This window comes from Thermus kawarayensis JCM 12314, from assembly GCF_055393575.1.
This window is the reverse complement of sequence record NZ_AP043758.1, coordinates 13,700-32,819: the sequence shown is the minus strand read 5'-3', so window position 1 is coordinate 32,819 and position 19,120 is coordinate 13,700. Positions and strand designations below refer to the sequence as shown.

The following is a 19,120-nucleotide window of genomic DNA, read 5'->3' as shown; positions in this document are numbered from 1 at the left end:
CCTCCAATCCCATACTACGACCTTTGAAGGTTTCTAGCAACACAAGAAACCCCGGAAGGATAAGGTGGTCCTCCCGGGGTGGGAAAGGGTGCCTGACCTACCCCGCGGCCTTCGCCACGGCCCGCTTCAGGGCCGCCTCGAGCTCCACAAGCTCCTCTTCCTCCAAGCCGTCCCCCTCCAGGAAGCGCTCCAGAAGCTCCGCCTCCTTCCCGCCCAGCTTCCGCCGGAGGCCGTAGCGCTCGATGGCCTCCTCCAGGGCTTCGAAGGCGCGGGCCTGCTCCTCCTCGCGCTCCCAGGGGTCGTGGCCCACGAACTCCTCCAGCCGGGTGCCCTCTTCGGTGGTGTCGTCCAGGCTGAGGATGGCCTCGGCCTCGGCGATGGCCAAGGCCTCCTCCACCACCTCCACAGGAACCTGGAGCTTCAGGGCGATTTCCTCGGGCGTGGCGTCCCGCCCAAGCTCCGCCTGGAGCTCCTTCGCGGCCCGGTTGACCTTGGCCGCAAGCCGGGAGTTCGTGTACCCCACTCCCCGGTTCCGGTAGAACCACTCCCGCACGGCGCGGTCGGCCTCCACCATCACCCAGAAAGTGAGGTTCTTGGACTTGCTGGGGAGCTTCCGCTCGCCCGTCCGCCAGGCCTTGAGGGAGGCGTGGACCTTGAGGGCCACCTCCTGGGCGAGGTCCAGCGCCTCGTCCCCGAGGAGGTGGAAGCGGGAGAAGCCCTCCTTGAGGGCCAGGGCGTAGAAGTGCCGCCCCAGCGCCTCGTAGTCCCCCGCCATAAACGCCCTCATGACCTGCTCCCTGCTGGCCAAAGGCCGGACGCCTTCCGCCATGAGCCGTACGGTGTCCATTGTCCACCTCCACCCCCATCATACCTCGTTGAGGGTTGGGTGGCAACACAATATGGTTACCCTCTTGCGGGGAGCTATCCCCTTGTCCTAGAATAGAGGTGCCGACCTACCTGAGCCGTACGGTTGGTCGTTTTGTACCTCCACCGAGTAGGCCCCTGGCCCTCCGCCGGGGGCCGAAAGGTTTTACCTCCCCCGCCTCAGCCGGCGCACCTCTTCCCGGAGCTTGCGGGTCTCCCAGTAGGTCCACCACTCCGGGTCCGGGGGGAGGAACAGGTGGGGCCTGGAGAAGAAGGTCCCCAGGACGAGGAGGAAGAGCAAGGCCGCCCCGGCCAGGTAGAGGAGCCAGGTGCCCCCCCGGGCAAGGTCCAGGACCACCCCTCCGGCCACCATGAGCCAGAAGAGACGGCTACGGAGAACTTCCCCCACCGCCTGCCTCGCCAATAGCTTGTTCTGTTCCCGAAGCATCTCCAACCCCCAAAAGCTCTTGACCCCAGGGTACTCCCTCAGGCGCTCCCCGTGCCACAACAAGAAACCCCGGAAGGATAAGGGCGTCCTTCCAGGGCAAGGCAAGGTCGGAAGGCCTACAGCACCGCCTCGGGCTCAAAGCCTGCCCAGAAGCTCGCGGCCAGGATGTGCGAGGGATTCACCCCCCGCACCCGAAGGGCTGGCTTGGGCCAGCCGTTGTCGTGGCGGATGTCCGCTTCGAAGCTGGCCTTCTCCAGCGCCTTACGGAAAGCCTCCTGCTGCCGCATGTCCTTGAAGATCAGCACCTTCTCTCCCATGGCAATCTAATGTTATCACTAAAGCCGCTTTTAGGCAACGAGGTAGCTCTGTGTTATACTTGGGCCATGCTCGCCGAAGCCTTCCGCGAGTACGCGAGGCCCAAGGGGCAGGGCCGGGCCTACCTGGAGAACCTGGCGGGCTTCTTCCTGGCCGTGGCCAAGCAGGAGGGGGAGGAGGAGCGGGTCCGCATGGTCATCGGCGAGGATCCCGTCCTCGGCCCCTACCTGGACGTGGACCTCCGGGACGCTCCAAGGACCCACGCCTGGCTTGCCGCCTTCAAGGAGGCGGCCAAGGAGGGGGCCGTCCTAGCCATCCAGGAGAAGGAGGACGGCACTGTGGACGCCGCTGTTCTCCCTCCGAGGAAGGCCCAGGCGTGATATACTGACCTTGGAAGGCCAAGCCTTCTCTTCCATGGCACCCCGGGGTGCAAAGCTCCGGGGTTTTGGGCTGGGCCTGTCTTAGCTACACAAGAGGAGTAAGGGGGGATGTCGTGTAGCTAAGACCACCCCACGAGGAACCCCACGGCCACCAGAAGCCCCCCCAAGGGCACCGCCACGTAGGAGGCCGTGAGGGCGACCATCACCCTCCTCGCCCCTTCCCTCCACTCCGGGGGCAGGACCTTGAGGCCCCGCCGGTTGGCGTCCACTTCCAGGGGGAGGCTCGCGAGGAAGAAGCCATATCCCCCGGTGAGGAAGGCCGCCCCCAGGGGGCTCGGGCCCACCAGGAGCCCGAGGAGGAGAAGCCCCAGGGCCAGGGTCAGGACCCCCTGCGCGGCCCGCACCATCTCGGGCCGTTCACGCCATTGGAGGGCGTGCCCCACCTCGTGAACGGCCACGGCCAGGTGGTAGACGCTTCTCCCCCCGTACACGGCTCGGGTCAGGTAGACGCCCCGCTCCGGGTAGCGCACGCCGTTTCTCCGGCCCACCTGCACCCGGAAGCCCGTGAGCCCCTTCCGCAAAACCTCCTCGGCGAAGAGGCCCGCCTCGAGGGGAACGGGGACACCCCGGTAGCGGAGAACGGTGAACGCCAGGTAGACGGCGTACCCCGCCACCAGGGCGAGTCCGGTGAGGGCAAGGGCCGTCCCGCTCACCCGTTCACCACCTCCAGGAGCATGTTCCGGAGAAGGAGGACCCCCCCGTACACCAGGGCGGGAACGTCCATGCCCTGGAACCGCCCACCCCTCTCCAGACCCACCGTCTCCGCCGCCCAGGCCCCCAAGGGGAGGAGGAGCCCCGTCCACCCGTACACGCCCACCCCGGCGAGGCCCAGGGCGGCGTACCGCCACTTCCCGGGAAGGACCCCGGCCAGGACCACCCCCAGGGGGGCGAGCCACAGGCCCCGGAAGAGCAGACCCCCGAGGAGGAAGGCGAGGACCGCCCCCAGGCGCCACCTGCCCCCCCGGCTCCAGAGGGTCAGGACCCCCTGCCCCATCCACAGGGCGAGGAGGGGCGGGGCGCCCCGCATCCCCGCCGTGAGCCACCCAAGGCCGGCGAAGAAGGCCTCCCTCCACCCCACCCGCCTGGCGAAGAGGGCCCCCGTGAAGGAAGCCCCCCAGGGGCCTTCCAGTAGCCCCGCCAGGGCCCCCAAAAGCTCAGGCCGAAGCCCTCTCTGCCTTGCGGTAGACACCATCCCTGGCCTCCACCAGGCCCCGGCTCACCAGGCGCTGGAGCCGCTTGGCCACCGTGGACTTGGGCCACCCCAGCTCCCGGGCCAGGGCGCTCGGCCCCTTGGGAACCTCGAGGGCCTCCAGGAGGGAAAGCTCTTCTTCCTCCAGGGGAACGGGGAGGGTTTCCCCCGTCACGTTCACGGTCCCGTTCCCCGCCTCCCCGTGAGCCTCCCCCCTCCGGAGGGCACCCGTCTCCGCAAGGCTCACCGTTCGCTCCGGGGCGTCCCTGTTTACCTGGGCGTCCACGCCCCGTTTCCGCTCCGCCAGGCCCAGGCTCATGGAGGTGAGGTTCCCCCAGAACACCACCCCCGCCCCCACGAGGCTCCCCCAGAGGGCCCAGGCGCTCCCCAGGACCACGGAGGCGAAGGAGAGGTAGAAGGTGGCCACCTCCACGGCGAAGGCGATGAAGGGGGAGGCCCGCACCCCTTCCGCGTCAAAGCGGGCGTAGTAGTGCCGGAGGTGGGCGTAGCTCGCGGCCAGGGCGATGGCGTAGACCACCACGCCCACCCCCGCCAGGAGGGGAGCCCTGTCCGCCGCCTCCCCCACCACCTTGCCCGTGATGAAGCCCACCACGGGCATGGCGGCGGCGGCGATGGCGGCCTGGGCGTAGACCCGTAGCACCGTTCACCTCCCTATCCGGTCCAGGGGCGTCCACCGCCTGCGCTCCCGCCAGGCGTTCACCGCCCGGTGGAGGAGCAAGACCCCCACCACCAGGACCAGGCTCAAGCCCGCCCCCAGGGCCACGCCCGCCTTCACTCCCTGGTCCACGCCCACGGCCCAGGCGGCGTAGATCACCTTGGCGGGCACCTGGTGTTCCCCCACCTGGACCACACCGTTCACGTCCGCCCGGAACATGCTCCGGGGAACGGTGAACACCACGTCCCCCGCCTTGAAGGCCACACTTCCGTCCCCCTTCACTTCTCACCTCCGAAGAGCCCGAAGAGGCCCCTCCTCCGCTCCTTGGCCTCGAGGGTGCGCCGGAAGGCTTCGGTGATGCGCTTGGCCCACTCCTCCAGGGCCTTGAGCCTCGGCTCCACCTCGCCCCGCCAGAGGTCCGTGGCTCCCTGGATGCGCTCCTCCACCTCCCGGATGGTTTCGGCCTTGGCCGTTCGCACCGCCGCCTCCACCCGCTTCCAGTCCACGCCGTCCCCCGCCCTTAGGCCCTCTACCAGGACCTTCAGGGCCCGGATCTCCTGGTGGTGGAGCCGAAGAGCGGCGTTCACCCCACCGAACCTGGAGGCCTCCTTCTGCACCGCTTCCTCCAGGCGCTCTACCCGCCGGGCCATCTCTTCCAGCTGGGCGGAGAGCTTCCCAAGCTGGACAAAGGCCGCCCCCACGTCCACCTGCGGCTCCGAGCCCAGAAGCTCCCGGGCCCGGCTCCGGGACTCCTGGAGCCGCCGCTCCACCTCCCGAACCTCCTCGAAGGCCCTGCGCCGCCCGTGCTCCTGCCGGTAGAAGAGCAGGGCCTGGGCCAGCCTCTCCCGGTAGAGGAGGGGGTCCTCCGAGGGGTCCTGGCCGAAGACCTCCTGGTAGGCCCGCCGCCACCTCGAGTCCTGCGCCGCCTCGTTCTGGTCCTGGGGCCTGGGGGGCTTCCCCGTTCCGTTGGGAGGAGGCGGGGAGGCCTCCCTAGCAGGAGCCGCCTGGACGGGATGGGCCTCAGGAGCGGGGGCTTTCTGGGCCGAGGGGGCCTCCCCTGTTGCTTCCCCCTGGAGCCCCGCCTGGCCCCGGTCCGCCTCCACCCCAAGGACGCCAAAGGCCTCCTCGTAGCTCCCCACCAGCTTCTCCTCCACCAGGACGGTGGCCACCCGGAGGAGAGGTTCCTCCAGGGGGGTGGCTACCCGCCTGTTTTGGGCCCGAAAGACCTCCTTCGCCCTCCGGCTGGGGGAGGCCTCCCTGGCCCGCGCCACCACCTCCTTGGCCACCTCTGGCTCCAAGGAGCTGAGCTTAGCCTCCAGTTCCTGCCACACCGCTTCCATCTACACCCCCAGGGCCAGGTAGAACACCAGCAGGGCGGGGAAGAAGGTGGCCATGAAGCCGTGCCCCTCCTCCTCCCGCCGGAAGAAGCCGTCCGCCGCCAGGGCCAGGGCCTGATAGGCCAGAACGGCGTACGGTCCCCCGAGCCGCCACACCATGGCCCCAGCCAGACCCAGGACCGCCCCACCGTAGTAGACCCCCACCCGCCCCCGGAAAAGCGCCCGGAGAAGGGGGGAGAGGGCGAGAAGGAAGGGCAAGGTGCCCTGGCCCACTAGGGCCTGGAGGACCCACCCCCCGAGGAGGGCGAGGAACGTGAACCCCAGCAGGGAAAGCCCCTCTCTCACGGCAGGACCACCCTCCGGTCGGCATCCACCAGGTCCACCACCCCCTCCGCCGTGCGGGCGGCGCCCACCATGCGGAAGAGGACCATCCGCCCTGTAGGAACGGAGAGGGTGGCTACCCCGTTCACCACCAGGGCCCGGTCGGCCAGGCGGTAGCCCTCGTACCCGGGAGGCGGCGCGTCCCCATAGAGGGCCACCCCCTCCTGGTCCTCGGGCCGGAGCCAGGCCTCGCCCACGGCCTCGGTGTCGGCGGTGAAGCCCGGGGCGGTGAGCTCCACCCGCACCCGCCTCCTCGCCAGGGGCACCGTCCGGCTCTCCCCGGAGCGGGCCACCACCCGCCCCTCCTGGAAGGGGAGGCCGTCCGCGTAGGCCACGAGGAGGACTTCCCGGTACTCCCCGTCCGGCGGGCTCACGGCGAGGGTGAAGGGCGGGGTGCAGGAGCGGGCCGCCTCCACGCCCCCCAGGAGGGCGGCCACGCACCCTACCCTCGCGGCCACCCCCTCCGGGGTGAGGTGGATGGGAGCGTAGCGGGGCTCGGGCACCCGCACCACCGCGCCGTCCTGGGGCAAGGCCACCTCCACCCGGGACTCCCCGGCCCCGTCCCACACCCGGATCACCGCCCTGGGGGCCGTGGGCACCACGAGGGAGGCCCCGCCCCGGTGGACCAGGGCCATGCCCTCGAGGCCTTCCGGGGCCGGGTCGGGGTAGGCCGCCACCCCGAAGGCCCACTCCCCATCCACCCAGGCCTCGTAGGTGGCGGCGCTACCCGCCCAGGGGACCTCCGCCCGCAAGGCGAGGGTCTTCCGGGCCACCTCCACCCGGGCCGTGGCCCCCGGGGTCAGCTCCACCTCCCCCTGGTAGCCCTGGACCTCCACCCCCTGCCACTCCACCCGCACCTCCAGGGGGAGCTTCCCGGAAAGCCCCGTGAAGCGGAAGGTGTAGTCCCCGCACCGGGTAGCGCTCTGGCCTCCCACCTTCACCGTGGCGCACGCCCCCTCCTTCACCCCCGCCACCTCGAGGCGGGCCGGGCCCTGGAACTCCTGCTGGAGCTCGGAGCAGGAGGAGAGGAGAAAGGCGAGGGCCAGGAAAGCGCTAGAAGCGAACCTCATAGCTCAACCGCACGCCCCCGTAGAAGCCCGTGGCCGTGGTGAAGCGGAAGCGGTCCACGTGGGAGGCCACGCCCTTCCCGAGAAGTCCCTCCCGGTACCCCGCCTGGAGGCTCACCCGGAAGGGTGGAAGGGGGAAGCCCACCTCCCCCTCCACCAAAAGGCCCCGGTCCCGCCCGATGTCCTCCTGGGGCACGGCGTAGGCCAGGCGCACCTGCCCGGAGAAACCCTCCCCGGGGTAGGTCAGGGTGGCGAAGAGGGCGGAGAAGGGGGTGTCCCCGCCCCCCAGGCCAAAGTAGCGCCCGTAGCCCAGGGTCAGGTCCACGGGGCCCAGGCGGGCACCCCCCTGGGCCTCCGCGAAGTACCGCCCGGGCTCGCCCGCCACGAGGCCCGCGCCCACGGCGAGGCGGGCGTGCACCCCAGGGAGGATGCCGCCCTCAGGCTCGTGCTCCACGTAGGCCGCCCCGAAGTAGTACCCGCCGTCCCCCGCCCCCAGTTCCCCCACCAGGCGGATGCCCCGGAAGAGCGCGTAGCGGGCCACCGCCTCCGCCCGGCCCACGGCCAGCGAACGGTAGGCCACCCGCGCGGGGCCTGCCTCCAGGGAGGCCTCCACCCGGTCGGTGCCCAGGTTCACCCGGGCCTCAAGGTGTTCTCCTGACGGAGAAGCAACCTTCCACTCCAGGGCGAGGCCTCCCATGGGGCCTTCCTCCCCCACCCCGGCGTACACCTGGGCCCTGGCCCTCGAGGCCATCCCCTCCTCCAGGGTCCTGATCCTCTCCTCCAGGGCGTAGACCCGCTTCCCCGTGGCCTGGGCGTCCTTGACCCGGGCCGCCTCGTCCTCCTGGACCTTCTGGGTGAGCTCGGCGAGGGTGGCCTCCAGAGCCTTCACCCGGACCTCCATCTGGGCGAGGGCCGCCTTCTGCGCCCCCAGCTCCTTCTCCAGGCGGTCCACCGCCCCCTCGAGGGCCCCCAGGTCCTTGAGGGCGGCCTGGGCCTCCAGGGCGGTGAGGAGAGCCTGGCGCACCTCCTCCAGGTCCTTTTCCAGGGCCTCCAGGCGCACCCCCTGGTCCTCCAGGGCCCGCCTCACCTCCGGCACCACCTCCAGGAGATCGGCCACCTGCCCGTAGAGCTCGGCGATCCGCTCCGGGGCCGCCCCCGCTTCCTCCAGGGCTTTCCGCACCCGGGCCAGGACCTCCTCCGTCCAGGTGAGGTAGGCCCGGTAGAGCATGACCGCCGCCTGGTAGCGGTTCACCGCCTGGCTTCCCCGGAAGGTGCCGTCCTGGAAGCCCGTGAGGACGCCCTTTTCCAGGAGGGCCCGCACCGCCCCCTCGGCCCAGTGCCCCGGGGGCACGTCCGCCATCTGCGCCTTCACCGAGCCCGCCAGCAGAAGGGTAGCTAGGGCGACTCGCCGCATAGCCACATGCTATCACTTACTAACTTTTATGGCAACACATTACACACTGAGCTCCACCCCTTCCGGCTCCCTCCCCTGGAGGAGGTCGTCCAGGGCCTGGGCCAGGTCGGGGTAGACGAGGTAGCGGCCCTTGGCCACCACCTGGAGGGCCATCCCGAAGGAGGGCCGGGTCCTCCGCCTCCCCTCCCTTAGGTCCGGCTCCCCCAGGACGGGGTGCAGGGCGGGGTTTTCCAACACGTCCAGGAGCTTTTCCCCGTGGGCCGTGGCCACCACCCGCACCCCCCTCCGGGAGGCGGTGAGGCATTCCTGGACGTCCTCGTTGTAGCCGATCTCGTCCACCACCACCACCTCCGGGGAGTGGTTGGCGATGGCCTGGTAGATGATCCGCCCCTGGTTCCTGGAGGGGGGGTCCGGCACCTGCATCCTCCGGGCGGGCCGGATCCCCGGGTGGGCGGTGAGCCCGTCCCCCCCGATCTCGTTGGAGGTGTCCACCACCACCACCCTCGGGCCCCACCTCTCCGCCAGGACGCGCACGATGTCCCGGAGGAGGGTGGTCTTCCCCGTGCGGGGCGGCCCCACCACGAGGAGGCTTCCCCCGCTCTCCAGGAGGTAGGGCCTAAGGGGCTCCGCCACCCCCTCCACGAACTTCCCCACCCGGATGGTGATGCCCGTCATCTCCCCCAGGGCCGACTGGATGCGGGAAACCCGGTGGAGGGTGCCCTCGATCCCGGCCCGGTTGTTGTCCTTGAACCCCCCCACCCGGTGGAGGACGAAGCTCAGGTCTTCCTTGGCCACCTCCCGCTCTGAGAAGTGGGGGGCCCCGTCCACGGTGTAGGCCAGGGGCACCCCCAGGTCCATGGCGATCTCCTCCAGCCTCGCCCCGTGGGGCTCCACCTCCTTGCGCACCCACGGGGGAAGCTTCTCCATGAGGGCCGCGAACTCCTTCTCAAACCCCTCGCGAAGCCGCACCATACCTCACTCCACCTCACTCCCAGCGGTCCGAAAGCCCGGACAGGAAGCCCACCACCGCCCCCAGGGAGAGGCCCGTGGGAAGGCCGGAGAGGAAGGCCCACACTTCCTTGGAGGCCGCCCCCAGGTGGTAGGCGAGGGCCTCCAGGTCCGCCCGCCCGAGGAGGGCCGCTCCCAGGTAGAGGAGGGCCGCCCAGGGGAAGAGGACCCGGGCCACCCGGCCCAGGGCGTAGCCCGAGAGGCCGCCCACCCCGAGTAAGACCCAGGCCTCTTTCTGGGAAAAGGCTCGGCCCAGGGCCTCGAGGGCGTGGAAGATAGGCAGAGACTCCACTAACCCCTCCGCCACGCCCGGTAGACCGAAAGCACCCGCTCCACGTACCTGTGGGTGGAGGCGGGTATGACCCCCTTCCGCACCGCTCCAAGGCCGGCGTTGTAGGCGGCGAGAGCCTTCCTCCAGTCCCCCGTGGCGTGGTATAGCTCCCGGAGGTGCTTGGCCGTGGCCCAGAGGGCCCAGTCGGGGTGGCTCCGCCACTCGGGAGGGGCCCCCGTGGTCCGCCTCCAGGTCCCGGGCATGAACTGGCCCAGGCCCACTTCCCCCGCCTTTCCCCGGGCGTGGGGGCAGTATCCGCTCTCCACCCACACCACGGCGGCCACCAGGTAGGGGTCCAGTCCCCAGGCCCGGGCGTAGTGCCAGGTCCTCGCCCAGAGGTCCTGGGGGATGTACCCGCACGCGAAGGCCGCCCCCAGGAGGAGGACCAGGGAGGCCGCCCTCACCTCCTCTCCACCTCCCTCTCCAGGAGGGCCCGCACCGCCTTGAGCTCCCCGTACACCCCGGCCAGGAGGAGGAGGCCCACCCCGTAGAGGAAGACCACGAGCCCGGCCCCCACCCCGGTCCCGTCCAGCCGGAGGAGGGAGAGGAGGAAGAGCACGGCCCCCAAGACGGCCACCGCCTTACCTAGAAGCTCCGCCCACTTCACCTTCCACCTCCTTTCGCGTACTCCCGCATGTAAAGCCGGTGCACCCAGTCCTCCACGGAGAAGGGCACCGCCCGGAGGAAGGCGAAGTAGAAGCGCTCCACCAAGGGTTCGGGCTTCGCCTCCTCCAGGGAGAGGCCCACGTAGCCCCGAAGGAGGCGGATGGCCTCCTTGCGGTCCACCACCACGAACTCCCCCTCCACCCGGGGGGCGAAGCGCACCACGGCCCCCGCCAGGGCCAGGGAGGGGGCGTAGCTCCTCGGGTGGGTGAGGCCGCTATCCGTGGTGAGCAGGTACACCTTCACCCCTCCCCTCACCATCGCCTCCCTCAGGGCCTCCGCCAGGGGCTTCAGGTCCAGGACCGCCACCTGCACCAGGACCTCCCCTGTGGCCCGCCGCAACACCTCCGCCGCCTCCTCCGGGGTGTACGTTCCCTGGCCTAGGGCAGAGGAGGCCAGCGAGGCCAAGACCAGGACGCACCAGAACCTCCGCATCCCTCACCTCCACCGCTTCGCCGCAAAGCCTTTCCATGAGGACCCGCTCCGCCTCCTCCTTGGGGAGGGTGAGGACCTCGGGCACGGGCTCCTCCCGGTGAACCTTCTTCCACCACTCCACCACCCGGCACCAGCGCACCAGCGCCCAGTACCCGGCCCGGTCCGCCCCCTGGATGGCCTCGAGGCCCTTGCGGGTGAGGGAGAGGCGCACGGGCTCCCCCTCCACCTCGCACCACCCCAGCTTGACCCAGGCGGGCTCGGGGGTGGGGAAGCCCTCGGGGAGGCGGAGGTCCAGGCGAAGGGTCTCCGAGCCCTGGTAGTGCCGCTTGAACTCGGGCACCCACCGGGTCAGGGCCTCCAGGTAGAGGAGGAGGCTTTCGGGCCTCGAGGGGTCCCGGCTCCAGGGAGCGGGCTCCCCCTCGGGCGAGGCGGAGGCAGGAAGGGACACAGGCCCCCGCTCCCTGGGGAGGGGGAAGCCCGCCTCCCCCGCCCGCGCCTCCCGCGCCTTCTTCCAGAGGCGGTGCAGGAGGTGGTCCTTCCGCCACATGCCGAAGAGGGTCATGCGGGCCGGGGGCATGCCCTCCAGGAGCACCACCGCCTCCCCCTTCGGGGCGGTGCGCATCTCCTCCGGGGAGAGGAGGGGCCGGGCCACTTCCCGCTCCCCCACGGTGCGGCTCGTGGGGATGGGCAGGACTCCCCTCCGGCTCACCCCCCGCACCTCCTGCATCACCGAGGTCTCCCCGAGGACCTGGGAGAGCCTCTGGGCGTCGTTGTCCGAGAGGCCGGAGAGGAAGTAGACCCGCTGGGCAAAGGTGCCCTCTATGGCCTCCCACTCCTCGTCCCCGTACACCGCCCGCCCCTGGTCCGTGTTCTGCACGGCGATGTGGTAGGCCACCCTCCGGGAGCGCATGGTGCCCAGGTTCTCCTTGATGCCCGGCAGGTAGCCGAAGTTGGGGAACTCGTCCCAGTAGACGCTCACGGGGAGGGGAAGCCTTCCCCCGTTTCTGTTCGCGAACTGGAGGGTCTTCAGGTCCACGATGCGCTTCAGGAGCTTGAGGAGCACGTACCCCGAGGCGTTGTCCCCGATGAGCTCCTGGGGCACGCCGATGTAGACCAGGCTGGGCTCGGAGAAGACCTTCGCCCAGGGGACCTCCATGGGCCCGGGCTCCGTGGCGGCGGCGAGGCCCGGGTCCAGCCAGATAGAGAGGCGGTTCCGGGCCCCGTTCAGGATTCCCGCCAGCTGGTCCTGCCGCATCTCCAGGAGGGTCTTGAGCTCCACCTGCAGGTAGGGCCGCACCTCCACGTAGGCCTTGAGCCCGGCCACCCCGTCCCCCAGGACCCGGTAGACGTGGGCCAGGGAGTACCGCCCCTCCACCCCCTCGGCGTGGATCAGGGCCTGGAGGAGGGTGCGCTCGAGGCCCGGGTAGAACTCCTTGGAGTCGGGCACCCTGGGGTTCCTCGGCACAAAGATCTCCGCGATGAGCTTGGCCTGGGTGATGTCCTCCGCTCCTTCCAGGAAGTTGATGCGGAAGGACTTCTCCCCCCACGGGGTGAAGGGGTAGACCGCCCGCCCGTGGTGGGCGTAGTAGGCCATGGCCTCCATGAGGCCTTCCCGATCCGGGTACTTCAGGTCGTAGACGATGGCTGTCCACCCGTCCTTGGCGTCCAGGAGGAGGTTGGGCAGGTAGTACCCCGAGGTCTTCCCGTGCCCCGGCTTTCCCACCACCAGGGTGTGGGCCACCCGCTGGCCCTCGGAGACCCGGAGGGGCTTCCTCCCCACCTGCCCGTACCAGCCCACCCCCTTGGGGTTCAGGTAGGGCCGGAGGTCTTTCTCCGTGGCCCACCGCCCCTGCCCGGGGAGCTTCCGGGGGCGGGCCGGGTTGTAGACGAAGGGGGCGAGTCCCCCCACGAAACCCAGGACCAGGGCCAGCCGGAGGAGGTCGTAGTTGAGGCGGGCCTCCCAGAGCCGGTTGAGCTCGGTCCCACAGGGGGTGGAGACGTTCAGGATGCAGGCGGCGGCGAACTCCACCCCCCTCGCCCCGGGTCTGCCCACGGCCCGGTCCCAGCCCGCCCCGGCCAGGGCGTTCGCCGCCTCGAGGGCCCCCCGCGCCCCCAGGTAGAAGACGAAGCCCAGGGTGGCCAGGAAGACGAGGAACCCCAAGGCCCGGAGGACCTTGAGGGGGCGTGGGGTCTCGAAGAGGGAGGCCCCTTCCACCTACCTCCTCCCCCGCGCCCGGGCGATCCAGTACCCCGGGGCCTTGGGGGCCAGGGGCCGGGCGCGAAGCGCCGCCCACTCCTCCTCGCTCAGGCGGAACTCCCCCTTGGGCAGGGGGTCCCGCTTGACCCACTTCAGACCTCGCTCAATCCAACGCTTCACTCCTCATCACCCCCCTTCCTGTAAGCGCTCCTCTCAATCCATCTTCCAGGAGGCGGTCCCCCTGCGGGAAGGGTGGTGCCCGAGGGAACCTCCGGGGGCCGCACCTCCTGGGCCCGGTCGGTCCACCGCCCCGGGGCCACGGGGGCCCCCCTGTAGGAGGGGACTTCCCCGGAGCCCGTGTACCCCACGCTCTGCCCCACCCCGGGGGCGGGGCGCACCACGATGGGCTCCGTACCCTCCCCGTACTCCGCTCGGTGCATGTAGGGCGCCCCCTGGGAAGGTTGCACCTCCACCGTGCGCGTATAGGCGGGGGGCACTTCGCCGCCGGAAGCCTGTCCTCTCGAGGAAAGGGCCCTTCCGGCCATACCGCCCACGGCCCCACCTGCAGGCCCGCCCACGGCTCCGCCCAAGGCCCCACCCACGGCCCCGCCCACGGCCCGCCCCGCTCCCTCCAGGGCGTCCACGGCTCCGCCCACGGCCCTGCCCATGGCCTGGGCCGTCATCCCCGTGGCCATGCTCATGGCCGCCGCCGTCACGGCCAGGCTGAGCCCTCCGAAGAAGCTGGCCACGAGGCTCGCCAGGTAGCCCGCGATGAGGAGGGCCGCCGCCATGCCCCCCGCCGTCATGAGGAGGGTCTGGAGCCAGGCCTGGAACATGTCCACGAGCCCCTTACCGATGCCCAGGACGAAGGTGCCCATCTGCCTGAGCCCGGTCTGGATGGCTTCCTTGGTCATGGTCCCGCACGCCACGGGGGAGAGAAGGGCGTTCGGGTTCGGGGCCACGTTCCGGTAGTTGAGCTTGCCGTCCGTGTCCACGAAGACCTCGAGGCCGCACACCCTGGGGTCCCACCCGTTCCTCTGGGCCAGGTCGTTCAGGGTCTCCGCGAAGATGCGCCGGTTCTCCCGGAACTGCCCGACGAGTTGCTCCACGGTGGTGTTCACGATTTCCCTGGCCTGGGAGGCGATGTAGGCCGCGGGCCGGGAGACCCCAAGCTCCATGCCCCCCCGCACCACATAGGGCCCGATGGTCCCCATGATGAAGGCCCACACCACCACGGAAAGCCACCTGCCGAAGAGCTGGGGGCCGAGGCCGATGGGCAGGGCCAGGCTCCCCGCCACGATGGGCCAGAAGGCCGAGGCCAGCATGAACATGGTGCTGATGAGCACCGTGAGGACCATGGCGATGATGACGAAGGGGACGAGAAGGAGGGAAGCGGGGTTGAGAAGCTGGGCCGCCGTCCCGATGCCGGAGAGGAGTTGCTGAGCCCACCCCGGCATGTTGGGGGCGTCGTTCAGCCCCGTGCCCACGAGGTGGACCACCCCCGCCTCCGCGATGGCCACCAGGGTGAAGAGGGGGTTGATGACCGCCCCCAGGGCCTTCAGGTTGTTGGCGGCCTCCGTCATGGCGTCCGCCAGCTCCGTGCGGAAGGTGTTGGTCACGGCGTAGTACACGCCCTGCGTCCCGCCGAAGCTCTCGTCCAGGACCTCCCCGAACCAGAGGAATCCCCCCGCCAGGACCACCCGGGCCATGGCCCCCAGAATCTCCTCCAGGCTCCCGTAGTAGACCGCTCGGATGAGGCTCCACACGAGGCCCACCACGATGAGGCTCCGCCCGATGGTGTAGGCCCCTGCCTGGAAGTCCCGGAGGCTCGCCTTGAAGAGGGCGATCCAGTCGTTGAGGTTGAGCATGGCGGAGAGGATGCCCGTTAGGAAGTCCCGCACCCCCTGGTCTATCTGCCCCTGGGGCGGCGGGGGCGGGTCCGCCAGGGCCAGGAGGAAGAGGAAGGGGAGGAAGGCGAGAAGCCTCGCGCCCCACCCCTTGGCAAGAAGGGCCCGCCTCACGGGCTACCCCCCGAGGGCGGCGGGGTGCCGCTCTGTGCCCTCCATTGCCGCGCCAGAATCTCCAAGGCCTCCCCCGCCACCACGTACTTGGCCGAGGTCTTCTCCGCCTGGGAAGCTACCTGGGCCATGACGGCCCGTAGCTGGTCCTGGGCGCTCTGCTCCTGCTTCTTGATGAGCTCCACCAGGTTCTGGTTCACCTGGACCAGTTGTTCTACAGTCATGGCCTGCTGGGCGGCCAGGTTCTTCATCTCCTGCACCGCCCGGAAGGAGTCCTGGGCCTGGAGGCGGATGAGCTCGGCGAAGCCCTCCACCACCACCTCCATCACCTCCCGGGTGGAGGGGGCGGTCTGGGCCTCGGAGACCAGGCGCTCCGTGATGCCGGGGTCCGCCACGGAACCCCCCGAGGCCTGCTGGGCTCCCAGGGAGGCCCCAGGGGAAGCGCTCTGCGCCCCCAAGGGTCCCTGGGGGAGGCCCACGCTGGCCCCGGAAAGCCCCCCGGTGAGGGAAGCCCACCCCCTCTGCACCGCCTCGGCGATGAAGTTCCAGGCGGCCCCCAGGGTGTCCCAGAGGTCCTGGAGGGTGTTCTCCAGGCTCAGGTTCTCCTGCTGGTTCTTCACGTTCTGGGCCACCCGGGACTGGTTCTCCAGGAGCTGGGCGGTGCGCTGGAGGTCCCTCAGGCTTTGCACCGTGTTCTCAAAGCCCAGCTGGGGCACCACCCCGGAGAGGAGCCGGGCCCACCATTCCGGGCCCCAGTAAAGGGGGTCGTCCCCGGGCCTCCAGGCGTCCAGCTCCCGCAACTGCTCCGCTCGCGCCCGGGCCAGAGCGTTCAGGACGGCGTTCTTCTGCCTGCGGATGTCGGCCATGAAGTCCGTGAGGGCCTGGTCCACCTGGTCCACCAGGGGGTTCAGCTGGTGGAGGCCCAGGCTCTTCCCCAGCCAGTCCAGGGCCAGCCCGGTGCCGTAGTAGATGGCCTGGTTCTTGAAGTCCTCCCACATGTCCCCCAGCTGGTTCCAGTAGTTCACCGCCTTCTTCACGGTCCGGTGGGCGGTGCAGAGCCACCGCACGGAGGCGAGCTCGTAGAAGCCGATGAAGCGGCAGGCCTGGGTGATGAAGCCGTCCAGGTCCTCCATGAGGCCCTGGGCCTGGAGGTTCTGACCCGAAAGCCCCGTCCCCTGGACCTGCAGGGCGAGGAGGGCGTAGGCCGTGCCCGTCTTCTCCCCGGTGTAGTCCACCTCCAGGCGGAGCGCCGTGGTGCCGCCGAAGCCCCCGGTGTCCCAGTACCGCTTCACCTGGAGGGAGGTGGTGCGGAAGACCTCCCGCCCCGAGGGGAGGGCCACGCCCCTCACCTCGAGGACCCTCTCCCCCGGCTCCGGCACCACCCGGGCCGCCACCTCTAGGACCCGCCCCTCCGGGTAGGCCCCGGGCCTCGGGGAAAGCCACTCCACCCTCACGGCGAGGGCGGGGAAAAGGGCGAAGGCGAGGGGAATGAGGGCCCTCATGCTCGCCCCTCCGCCAGCTCCACCACCGCCCTTAGGACGTCCCCGCCGTGCTTCTCCACCACGGCCTTCCTCCGGGCCGCCTCCTCCTGGGTGCTGGTGAAGAGCCAGTAGTCGTAGGGCGTGGGCCAGAGCTGGAGCACGTCCCCCTCCTTCCGGTCGTCCCGCACCGCCCACACCATCACCTCCCCGTAAAGCCCCTTGACGCCCCCCAAGGAGTTCCACACCGCCATGGCCCGGTCGGGGAGGCCGAAGACCCTCCGCACGTGCTCCTCCTCCCCCTGCACCCGGAAGAGGAAGACCCATGTGGTGTTCTGGAGAATCCTCCCCGCGCTCTCCCCGGTGAAGTCCTGGAGGCTCTGGGTGATGCTCCAAATCCCGCCCCCCAGGTGCCGGAACCTGCGGTAGAGCTCCTCCACCAGGCTCGCGGCGTAGGGGTTCTTGAACACCTTCCAGGCCTCGTCCAGGACCACCAGGAGGTTCCGCTCCTCCCCCCGCTTCTTCCCCTCCTTCGCCCGCTTCCAGATGAGGTCGGCCATGAGCACCGTGCCCACCACGTCCAGGCCCTCGTAGGTGTCCAGGCCCTCCAGCTCGTAGCACACCACCCGGGCCGTGCTCACGGGAACGGAGGTGGGGCGGTCCACGAAACTGCCCATGGGGGAGTCCCCGGTCCAGGACTGGAGGCGGAGGGCGAGGCTCCGGGCCACCTCCTTCTCCGAGGGGGAGATTCCCCGGCCTCCCACCTCGTCCAGGGTGAGGAGGGTCTTCACCAGGTCGGAGAGCCTGGCCCCCAGGTAGCGCTTCTCCTCGGCGCCGTCCTCCCCCAGGTCCACGGTGGTGGCCCGCTTGTAGGTCTGGTCTATGGCCGCCTCCAGGATGGCGTTCTCCACGGCCTCCTGGGTGGGGTCGTCCCCGGGGGGCACCATGGCCCGGAGGAGCTTCAGGAGGTCCCCCTTCTTCTCCGGGGTGGGCTCCACCTCCCCCTCCTCCAGGTCGAAGGGGTTGATGGAGGTGCCCGCCCCGGGGCGGATGTCCACCATGGCCCCGCCGAAGGCCTCCACCAGGGCCTGGTAGTTCTTCCCCCGGTCCAGGATCACCACGCTCACCTTGTCATCCCGCAAGAGCTCCGAGAGGAGGTACTGCACGGAGAAGGTCTTTCCCGAGCCCGTACCCCCCACCACGATGCCGTTGTAGTTCCGCATCCTCTTGTTGAAGGGATCCAAGTAGACCAGGGCCCCCTGGCGGGTCCGGAAGAGGGCCACGGGCCTGGGGCTTCCCGTCCACGCCCCCGTGGTGGGGAAGAAGTGGGCGGCGTTGGTCTCCAGGAGGTAGACCCGCTCCTCCGGGATGCCCCCGGAGAAGGGGGCCAGGGTAAGCCAGGGGGTGAGGAGGCCGTTTCTCAGGACCCGGAAGGGGTTCCCCGGCACCTGGCTCAGGGCGCTCACCGCCTGGCTCACCCGCCCCTCCAGGGTCCCCCGGTCCCGCTCCAGGAGGACCAGGCTCACCCCCACCTGGAAGATGTGGTCCCCCGTCTGGGAGACGTGGGCGATGGCCCCCTCCGTCTCCACCTGCCCCACCCGCACGTTGGGGTCCACGTAGGTCCCCGACTGGGAGGCGGCGTAGTACCGCCTGGCCCGGGCTTTGAGGGCCCGGATGGCGAGCTCGAAGGGTTCGTGGAAGAAGTCCATCACCAGGTAGAAGCGGTCCCCCCCGGCCCGGGCCAGGACGTCCCCCATCTCCGCGTAGGTCTCGTCGGGCACGGTGTAGAGGGAAAGGATCCCCGCCCACATGCCCCCCACGTAGAGGGCGTCCCGGTAGGAGTTGTCCACCTCGCTCCGGGCCACCTGGGCCCTCAAGGTGGGAGGCCTCAGGGAAGGGATGCGGCGGATGGCCTCCCGGGGGTAGCGTTGCCAGGTCCTCACGTAGCGGGGCGCCTCCGACAGGGCCAGGGCGGGGTTGAAGTAGCGGTAGATGGCGGTGAAGAGCTCCTGGTCGTCCATGGGAAAGGCGGGGATGCGGTAGCTCGAGGCCGCCTGGACGATCCGGGCCCGCACCTTCTCCGCCTCCGCCACCACCTCCTTCCACTCCTCCGGGGTGAAGGGCACCCGGCGCCTCCTGTGCCGGGGCCTGCCCAGGAGGACGCTGAGGTAGACCCGCTTCTCCAGGACCTGCCCCCTCTGCCACCGCTCCACCCAGGCCTGGTAGCGCCGCTCCTGCAGGAAGCGGGCCGTGGGGTGGGAGGGCTCCAGACCCCGGTAGCGCTCCACCCGGGCGAAGGGGGACGGGGAGACCTCCACCACGAGCCTGGCCCGGCTCCCCTCGGGCACGCCGCTTCTGAGAATGGCCTTCACCATTCCCACCAAGCCCTCCATGTAGGCGGTGCTGGTGAAGAGGGTGGGCTGGAGCTCCAGCCGCACCCCAAGCTCCACCCGCCCGTCGTTCAGGACCACCAAGCCGTCCTGAAGCTCCCAGTACGGCAAGAGCGCGGTGAGGGAGTCCTCCCGCGCCCGGGAGAAGGGGCTACCTCTGGAAGCGCTCGTCATAGACAAGGGGAGTCGTGTCCTCGTCCCGCTCCGGGCGGTAGCGCTCCTTCTGGGTGAGCCAGGCGATCTCCTGCCACAGGCTCGCCCCAGGGAAGCGTACCCGCAAGCGGTCGGAAAACTTCACCGCCAGAAACCCCGCCGCGCCCGCCAGCACCAGGCCCAAGGCCGGGTGCGGCAGGGCCCCGCCCACCTGAAGCCCCACGGTCATGGCCACGGCCCCGAGGAAGAGTTGCCACAGCTCGAGGCCGAGGAGGGTCAGGGGCTGGTAGAGCCGCCACACCCGGAGCCTGAGCAT

23 protein-coding genes are annotated in these 19,120 nt (G+C 70.3%); 1 reads left to right on the top strand and 22 read right to left on the bottom strand.

Going from position 1 to position 19,120, the window contains the following annotated elements:
* Positions 1–97: 97 nt before the first annotated feature.
* From ACZ5RK_RS12920 to ACZ5RK_RS12910, 3 genes are all read right to left on the bottom strand, one after another.
* Positions 98–775, bottom strand: a complete 678-nt coding sequence (locus ACZ5RK_RS12920; protein WP_464910348.1) for a sigma-70 family RNA polymerase sigma factor — start codon at positions 773–775, stop codon at positions 98–100.
* Between the two features lie 255 nt (positions 776–1,030).
* Positions 1,031–1,312 carry a hypothetical protein gene (locus ACZ5RK_RS12915; protein ID WP_054647115.1) on the bottom strand — a complete coding sequence of 94 codons (282 nt, stop codon included), beginning with the start codon at positions 1,310–1,312 and terminating at the stop codon, positions 1,031–1,033.
* 116 nt (positions 1,313–1,428) lie between these two features.
* Positions 1,429–1,629 carry a hypothetical protein gene (locus ACZ5RK_RS12910; protein ID WP_054647104.1) on the bottom strand — a complete coding sequence of 67 codons (201 nt, stop codon included), beginning with the start codon at positions 1,627–1,629 and terminating at the stop codon, positions 1,429–1,431.
* 66 nt (positions 1,630–1,695) lie between these two features.
* Here ACZ5RK_RS12910 and ACZ5RK_RS12905 point away from each other — a divergent pair, with 66 nt between their 5' ends.
* Positions 1,696–2,007, top strand: coding sequence for a hypothetical protein (locus ACZ5RK_RS12905; RefSeq protein ID WP_054647103.1), 312 nt, complete (start codon positions 1,696–1,698; stop codon positions 2,005–2,007).
* 119 nt (positions 2,008–2,126) lie between these two features.
* On the opposite strand, the gene ACZ5RK_RS12900 is transcribed toward ACZ5RK_RS12905, so the two are convergent.
* Genes ACZ5RK_RS12900 through ACZ5RK_RS12810 form a run of 19 tightly spaced genes read right to left on the bottom strand, consistent with a single transcriptional unit; the run spans position 2,127 to position 19,120 of the window.
* Positions 2,127–2,720, bottom strand: a complete 594-nt coding sequence (locus tag ACZ5RK_RS12900; protein ID WP_054647102.1) for a zinc metallopeptidase — start codon at positions 2,718–2,720, stop codon at positions 2,127–2,129.
* Positions 2,717–3,259: a hypothetical protein gene (locus ACZ5RK_RS12895; RefSeq protein WP_464910347.1), complete on the bottom strand. Its 543-nt coding sequence runs from the start codon at positions 3,257–3,259 to the stop codon at positions 2,717–2,719. The genes ACZ5RK_RS12900 and ACZ5RK_RS12895 overlap by 4 nt, the downstream gene beginning before the upstream one ends.
* Complete coding sequence (locus ACZ5RK_RS12890; RefSeq protein WP_464910346.1) at positions 3,222–3,917, bottom strand: helix-turn-helix transcriptional regulator; 696 nt, start codon at positions 3,915–3,917, stop codon at positions 3,222–3,224. Before ACZ5RK_RS12890 ends, ACZ5RK_RS12895 begins: the two co-directional genes overlap by 38 nt.
* A 3-nt stretch (positions 3,918–3,920) precedes the next feature.
* Positions 3,921–4,196 (bottom strand): hypothetical protein, encoded by a 276-nt coding sequence (locus ACZ5RK_RS12885; RefSeq protein WP_464910345.1) that lies wholly within the window; start codon positions 4,194–4,196, stop codon positions 3,921–3,923.
* Between the two features lie 14 nt (positions 4,197–4,210).
* Positions 4,211–5,272 carry a hypothetical protein gene (locus ACZ5RK_RS12880; RefSeq protein ID WP_054647681.1) on the bottom strand — a complete coding sequence of 354 codons (1,062 nt, stop codon included), beginning with the start codon at positions 5,270–5,272 and terminating at the stop codon, positions 4,211–4,213.
* A complete protein-coding gene (locus ACZ5RK_RS12875) occupies positions 5,273–5,614 on the bottom strand; it encodes a hypothetical protein (RefSeq protein ID WP_054647680.1) in 342 nt (113 codons plus the stop codon). It lies immediately after the preceding gene.
* A complete protein-coding gene (locus ACZ5RK_RS12870) occupies positions 5,611–6,720 on the bottom strand; it encodes a hypothetical protein (protein ID WP_464910344.1) in 1,110 nt (369 codons plus the stop codon). The genes ACZ5RK_RS12875 and ACZ5RK_RS12870 overlap by 4 nt, the downstream gene beginning before the upstream one ends.
* Positions 6,704–8,131 (bottom strand): S-layer homology domain-containing protein, encoded by a 1,428-nt coding sequence (locus tag ACZ5RK_RS12865; RefSeq protein ID WP_464910343.1) that lies wholly within the window; start codon positions 8,129–8,131, stop codon positions 6,704–6,706. The genes ACZ5RK_RS12870 and ACZ5RK_RS12865 overlap by 17 nt, the downstream gene beginning before the upstream one ends.
* A gap of 39 nt (positions 8,132–8,170) precedes the next feature.
* Entirely contained in the window at positions 8,171–9,103 is a 933-nt protein-coding gene (locus tag ACZ5RK_RS12860) for an AAA family ATPase (RefSeq protein WP_464910342.1), read from the bottom strand.
* A gap of 13 nt (positions 9,104–9,116) precedes the next feature.
* On the bottom strand, positions 9,117–9,431 hold the full coding sequence (locus ACZ5RK_RS12855) for a hypothetical protein (RefSeq protein WP_464910341.1): 315 nt from the start codon (positions 9,429–9,431) through the stop codon (positions 9,117–9,119).
* On the bottom strand, positions 9,431–9,874 hold the full coding sequence (locus tag ACZ5RK_RS12850) for a lytic transglycosylase domain-containing protein (RefSeq protein ID WP_054647414.1): 444 nt from the start codon (positions 9,872–9,874) through the stop codon (positions 9,431–9,433). The genes ACZ5RK_RS12855 and ACZ5RK_RS12850 overlap by 1 nt, the downstream gene beginning before the upstream one ends.
* Positions 9,871–10,077, bottom strand: coding sequence for a hypothetical protein (locus ACZ5RK_RS12845; protein WP_464910340.1), 207 nt, complete (start codon positions 10,075–10,077; stop codon positions 9,871–9,873). The genes ACZ5RK_RS12850 and ACZ5RK_RS12845 overlap by 4 nt, the downstream gene beginning before the upstream one ends.
* Entirely contained in the window at positions 10,074–10,442 is a 369-nt protein-coding gene (locus ACZ5RK_RS12840; RefSeq protein WP_464910382.1) for a hypothetical protein, read from the bottom strand. Before ACZ5RK_RS12840 ends, ACZ5RK_RS12845 begins: the two co-directional genes overlap by 4 nt.
* Positions 10,351–12,783 carry a type IV secretory system conjugative DNA transfer family protein gene (locus ACZ5RK_RS12835; protein ID WP_464910339.1) on the bottom strand — a complete coding sequence of 811 codons (2,433 nt, stop codon included), beginning with the start codon at positions 12,781–12,783 and terminating at the stop codon, positions 10,351–10,353. The genes ACZ5RK_RS12840 and ACZ5RK_RS12835 overlap by 92 nt, the downstream gene beginning before the upstream one ends.
* The gene (locus tag ACZ5RK_RS12830; protein WP_464910338.1) at positions 12,784–12,945 is read right to left on the bottom strand and encodes a hypothetical protein; all 162 of its coding nucleotides are present in this window, start codon (positions 12,943–12,945) and stop codon (positions 12,784–12,786) included.
* The gene (locus ACZ5RK_RS12825) at positions 12,942–14,786 is read right to left on the bottom strand and encodes a hypothetical protein (protein WP_464910337.1); all 1,845 of its coding nucleotides are present in this window, start codon (positions 14,784–14,786) and stop codon (positions 12,942–12,944) included. Before ACZ5RK_RS12825 ends, ACZ5RK_RS12830 begins: the two co-directional genes overlap by 4 nt.
* On the bottom strand, positions 14,783–16,285 hold the full coding sequence (locus ACZ5RK_RS12820) for a hypothetical protein (RefSeq protein WP_464910336.1): 1,503 nt from the start codon (positions 16,283–16,285) through the stop codon (positions 14,783–14,785). The genes ACZ5RK_RS12825 and ACZ5RK_RS12820 overlap by 4 nt, the downstream gene beginning before the upstream one ends.
* Positions 16,282–18,825 (bottom strand): TraG/VirB4 family ATPase, encoded by a 2,544-nt coding sequence (locus tag ACZ5RK_RS12815; protein WP_464910335.1) that lies wholly within the window; start codon positions 18,823–18,825, stop codon positions 16,282–16,284. The genes ACZ5RK_RS12820 and ACZ5RK_RS12815 overlap by 4 nt, the downstream gene beginning before the upstream one ends.
* Positions 18,803–19,120 (bottom strand): hypothetical protein, encoded by a 318-nt coding sequence (locus ACZ5RK_RS12810; protein WP_464910334.1) that lies wholly within the window; start codon positions 19,118–19,120, stop codon positions 18,803–18,805. The genes ACZ5RK_RS12815 and ACZ5RK_RS12810 overlap by 23 nt, the downstream gene beginning before the upstream one ends.

Excerpts from the sequence above, each read along its gene's own strand:
- ACZ5RK_RS12920 (WP_464910348.1), bottom strand. The coding sequence starts at position 775 with ATGGCGGGGGACTACGAGGCGCTGGGGCGGCACTTCTACGCCCTGGCC.
- ACZ5RK_RS12915 (WP_054647115.1), bottom strand. The coding sequence starts at position 1,312 with ATGCTTCGGGAACAGAACAAGCTATTGGCGAGGCAGGCGGTGGGGGAA.
- ACZ5RK_RS12910 (WP_054647104.1), bottom strand. The coding sequence starts at position 1,629 with ATGGGAGAGAAGGTGCTGATCTTCAAGGACATGCGGCAGCAGGAGGCT.
- ACZ5RK_RS12905 (WP_054647103.1), top strand. The coding sequence starts at position 1,696 with ATGCTCGCCGAAGCCTTCCGCGAGTACGCGAGGCCCAAGGGGCAGGGC.
- ACZ5RK_RS12895 (WP_464910347.1), bottom strand. The coding sequence starts at position 3,259 with ATGGTGTCTACCGCAAGGCAGAGAGGGCTTCGGCCTGAGCTTTTGGGG.
- ACZ5RK_RS12880 (WP_054647681.1), bottom strand. The coding sequence starts at position 5,272 with ATGGAAGCGGTGTGGCAGGAACTGGAGGCTAAGCTCAGCTCCTTGGAG.
- ACZ5RK_RS12870 (WP_464910344.1), bottom strand. The coding sequence starts at position 6,720 with ATGAGGTTCGCTTCTAGCGCTTTCCTGGCCCTCGCCTTTCTCCTCTCC.
- ACZ5RK_RS12865 (WP_464910343.1), bottom strand. The coding sequence starts at position 8,131 with ATGCGGCGAGTCGCCCTAGCTACCCTTCTGCTGGCGGGCTCGGTGAAG.
- ACZ5RK_RS12860 (WP_464910342.1), bottom strand. The coding sequence starts at position 9,103 with ATGGTGCGGCTTCGCGAGGGGTTTGAGAAGGAGTTCGCGGCCCTCATG.
- ACZ5RK_RS12820 (WP_464910336.1), bottom strand. The coding sequence starts at position 16,285 with ATGAGGGCCCTCATTCCCCTCGCCTTCGCCCTTTTCCCCGCCCTCGCC.
- ACZ5RK_RS12815 (WP_464910335.1), bottom strand. The coding sequence starts at position 18,825 with ATGACGAGCGCTTCCAGAGGTAGCCCCTTCTCCCGGGCGCGGGAGGAC.
- ACZ5RK_RS12810 (WP_464910334.1), bottom strand. The coding sequence starts at position 19,120 with ATGCTCAGGCTCCGGGTGTGGCGGCTCTACCAGCCCCTGACCCTCCTC.